At 76.4% G+C, this 1,916-nt stretch carries 1 protein-coding gene; it reads left to right on the top strand.

Annotated elements, in window-relative coordinates:
- Positions 1-1,916, top strand: a 1,916-nt coding sequence (locus AC6LKG_RS26445) for a c-type cytochrome (protein WP_498169947.1), incomplete at both ends; no start/stop codon positions are given.

Below are 1,916 nucleotides of genomic sequence, written 5' to 3' on the forward strand. Positions count from 1 at the left end.
GCCGTGGGGCGGCCGGTGCTGGTGGCCTGCCGGCCGGCGCCGGCCGCCGCGCTGGCGTTGCGCGAAGCGGACCTGGCCGCCGGCCCGGCGCTGCGCGCGCGCCAGCCCTGGGCCATGCGGCCCAGCCTGGCGCGCCTGCTGGCGCGGCCCGCGCAGGCGCACGCCAGCGGCCACGCCACGGTGCTGGGGCAGGACTTGGCGCCAGGCGCATCGCCGGCCCTGCTGCATGCCAGCGTGGATGAACTGAATGCCGCCCAGGTGTTCGCGGGCGAAAGCCTGTGGCATGAGCGCGCGCTGGCGGCCGGCGAGGAACCGGTGAGCTGGCGCCTGCGGCACCTGGACGACGCACGCGGCCAGGCGCTGGCGCAGCGGGTGGTGGCGCAGGCGGCGGCCGGCGCGGATGACGCAGGCGCGGCGCATGACGGCCTGCTGCGCGGCAGCGGCTTCGCCACCGCGCAAGTCCGCTGCGAGGCCGAGGACGGCACCGAACAGATGGTCTGGAGCGCCTGGGTGGCCGAAGTCGCGGTCCAGCCCGCCACCGGCCGGATCGAGGTGACGCGCGTGGTCGCCGGCCACGACAGCCAGGATCTGCGCGCGGCCCAGGGGGCCTCCACGCGGATCGCCATTACGCAGCAGCAACTCGAGCGGCTGGCCGACGCCCGCCGCCTGATCGCCGGTCCGGCGGCATTCGACGACTGGCGCGCCGCGACACCGCTGGCGCCGGTGGCGGGCACCGGGGCGCTGGAAGCGGCCATGCCAGCCGCCGCCGACATCGTGCGCACCGGCCGCCTGGATCTGGACGGCGTGGTAACGCTGCCGGCCGCGGCGGCCATCGCCAACGCGATCCAGGATGCCACCGGCGTGCGCCTGCGCCAGGCGCCGTTCGACGCCGGCCAGTTGCGCCTGGCGCTGGCGGAGCGGCAGGCCGCCCGGCGCGGCGCGCTGCGGCGCGGCTGGGGCTGGCTGGCGGCGGGCGCGGCCGGGGTGGCCGCGATGGCCACCGCATTGTGGCCGCTCAAGCCCGCGCTGCCGCTGACCGCCGGCCCGGATCCGTCCTTGTACTCGGCGCAGGCGATCGAGCGCGGCCGGCTGGTGGCGGCCGCGGGCGACTGCGTGGCCTGCCATACGGCGCCGGGCGGCGCGCGCAACGCCGGCGGGCTGGCGCTGCAGACCCCGTTCGGCACGATCTATTCCACCAATATCACGCCCGATGCGCAGACCGGCATCGGCCGCTGGTCATTCGCGGCGTTCGAGCGCGCCATGCGCCAGGGCGTGCACCAGGACGGCCGCCAGTTGTACCCGGCGTTTCCGTATACCGCCTACGCCAGGCTCAGCGACGCCGACATGCAGGCGCTGTACGGCTACCTGATGACGCAGCCGGCGGTGGCGTCCACGCCGCCGCGCACCGAGCTGGGCTTCCCGTTCAACCTGCGGCCGCTGCTGGCCGGCTGGAACCTGCTGTTCCACGACCCCAAGCCGTTCACGCCCGACCCGTCGCAGGATGCCGAGTGGAACCGCGGCGCCTATCTGGTGGAAGGCGCGGGCCATTGCGCCGCCTGCCACTCGCCGCGCAACCGCCTGGGCGCGGAGAAGGGCGGCCTCGACTACCTGGCCGGCGGCCAGGCCGAGGGCTGGAACGCCCCGGCGCTGAACCGGCTCGCCAGCGGCGAGCGCGCCTGGTCGGGCGAGGAACTCTATCAGTACCTGCGCACCGGCTATTCGCCACGCCATGGCGTGGCGGCCGGCCCGATGGCGCCGGTGATCCATGGCCTGGCAGAGCTGCCCGACAGCGATCTGCGCGCCATCGCCACTTACCTGATGGCGCTGCCGCGGTCGGCCGCCCGCCCCGCCGCCGCGCCTGTCGCGCCGCAACCGGCGGCGGACACGGTGCCCGCGCCGGCCGGCACGGCCAGCGC

Source organism: Achromobacter sp. 46006 (assembly GCF_059761975.1).